Raw genomic sequence first — 2,699 nt, 5'->3', positions numbered from 1 at the left:
TACCATTGTCCTCCTGTATAGGTAATAGGTGTAAGGATTGTGCCTGTGGCGATATCTTTTACTTGGGTTATTGTTACGCCTGAAACTGTAGGTATCGAAAACCATGTGTAAGGAGCCTTAGTGGTACCAATACTTGCCATACGAAATACAAAACTCTCTGTAGTATTGGTCGCTTGGATACTTCCCGTTTGGTTCGTTAAACTTACTTCGGGACGACTATCGTTATTATAGGCTATGGATAATGTTTTGTTTAGTGTACTTGGAGTAGGTAAGCTAGCTTGTTTTTTATGATAATAATATTGAGGAATATAGTATAATTTTGATAAATAATTTTCTCCAGAAGCTATTGATCCACATGTAGGTTTTATATATACAGTAAAAATTGTACTATACGTGTTAGTTACAGTTATAGGGTAGCTTTTTACCGATAAATTAAATGTATAGGTATTTCCAGAAATACTAGCTGGGGTTAATGTCCCTCCATAATCTGAATTAACTACTTTGTCTAATTCATAATTAGTAGGTAAAGTTATTTCATATTGAGTAGGTAAAAAGCCTGGGCGAATTTCATTTAAAAATATTGTTCCGCCTGCATCAAATCTATATGCATAATAATTTGTTCCAGCTCCTACATTCATCACATCGCAAGAACTAGCTGTAAGATAAACACCTCCATTGTGGGCATCTGTAATTACAGGGGAAACTAGATATAATTCAGGCACCACTGTGTTACAGTATAATTTGTTATTACTAACATCTTTATTATAAAAATACATTAATTTGCCAGTTTGAATATCATGTGTTGCCAAATTATTACTACTCACTTGATATGTAGCTACTGAGATGATTTCGTCATTCGGTAAAAGACCACCAGGAGGAAGTATAGATGATAAGTTCCAGTCTAAATATTGATAGTATTCTACAGGTGAACCTGCAGAACCAGAAGTTATTGTGCAATATGTACCACTTAGAGTTGATGAAGTCAGTACAGTACCACCCCTTTTAATAGTAAGATTTATACTGCTTGGAGTTATCTTGTTTTCGGTATAAGGAGCTTTGTGTTTTATGATACTAAAATGCAAGTATAAATTGGAAGAAGCTGCTCCTTGTGTGGCATTAGATGAAACTTCAATGTCATCAAGATATAATGCTTTCGATAAATCATAAGTAGAAATACTACTTTTAGATTGTATGGTTGATAAGGTATTGTCTGTCCATCCATAAGAATTTGAAGCTCTCTCTACAAGAGAAGATGTAGTTGTAGGTCCTCCAGAGGCACAAGTAATTGGACATAGTATATTTTGTAATACTAACGAATTACAGAAAATTTCTGCATTACATAAACAGCCTGTTACAATATTGTCTAATCTTTTAAATTTGAAGGGAATGGTTGTAGTAAAAACACCTTGAGCATTAGGGGTTATTACACTACAATCTGTTGTCAAATCAATTTCAATCCAACCTACAGCATTAGAAGGAGATTGAATAGTCAATACACTTCCAGAAACTGTAGCAGTTACACTAGTTCCTGCTGAAGTCGAATTATTAGGATATTGTCCATTTCTCCATGAAATATTTCCAGTACCAACCATAGCCACTCCTGTTGGAAGTGTTATTTCGTAAATATACCTTGTATTTGAGGTGTCTAAAACATTATTTAAAATATAATATCCTACCGAAAAACGTGCTCTAAAGGTAGTATTCCCTGGAATATTTGAAGGAGCGTAGCTTTTATTACTTAACGTAGATATTTGCTGATTAAATGTATTAGACGTAAGTCTTGTTGGTGTTTCAATAGCACTACTACACATGGTAGTATGCTGTACATCTCCATATAAAGAATAATATTCACTATGTTCCTGGTTACATAAATATTTACTGCAATTCACACTCATAACATAATTAATAGTTACGGTATTACCAGGCGGTAAGTCATCATAAAAGCCATCTCCATCAACATCTTCAAGTCCAACTCCAGCGCCGTCTGGATCGCTTGTAAAAAGAGCATTATTTGTAGTATCTATATAAGCAATCGAAGTAGAAACGGGTTGTCCATTAGTAACAGGTATGTTGGTTAATGTTCCAATAGTACCTGACATTAAACGAAGAAAAGAAAAGTTGAAATTTGATAAAGCTAAAGTTGCTCCAGCACCAAGTCTTAATTTTACATTATACATAGTAGCTGCTGTTGAGTTTCCAGTCCCTGTGTTTTTATAGGTAACAATTAAATTGAAATTAGTACAAGAATCTACAAGACCAGTTCGTACAACATTAAAGCTACCGAAAATGGGCACACCTTCTGCCATAGTTATGTTTCCAATTCCTGTTGTTGTAGTACACCAACTTGCTGGAGCTGCACTACAACCCCATCCAGTGGCGTAATTTGTTACAGCATCACAAGCTTTTACTTTGTATGTTTCGGTAAAAGTAAGCGATTCGCCATTGCACAATTGTGTATCTGCTGTAAGCAAACTACCTTGAATGGTAAAATAACTCGTGTTTCCTACTGTAGATGTAGGAGTTAAATGAGTGGCTCCTAAGCTTAAATCAACAAGTTGTATTCCTGCTCCTGGATAGGTTATACTAAAATGAACTGCATTAGCACAACCACTTGCGCCATTGGTAATGGTAAATGTTCTTGTATATGTGCCTCCAACAACAGCGTTGTTTTGTGTGGTTGGTTGTGTTAAAGTTAAAGC

General features: G+C 35.0%; 1 protein-coding gene. It reads right to left on the bottom strand.

Annotation, left to right across the window (positions count from 1 at the left end; all coding sequences use genetic code 11):
• Positions 1 to 2,699: hypothetical protein (locus Q361_RS13810; RefSeq protein ID WP_169929320.1), on the bottom strand; the 2,699-nt coding region annotated here is incomplete at both ends.

Source organism: Flavobacterium croceum DSM 17960, from assembly GCF_002917885.1.
Lineage (GTDB): Bacteria > Bacteroidota > Bacteroidia > Flavobacteriales > Flavobacteriaceae > Flavobacterium > Flavobacterium croceum.
The sequence above is the reverse complement of the archived record's forward strand: the minus strand, read 5'-3'. Positions and strand labels throughout refer to the sequence as shown.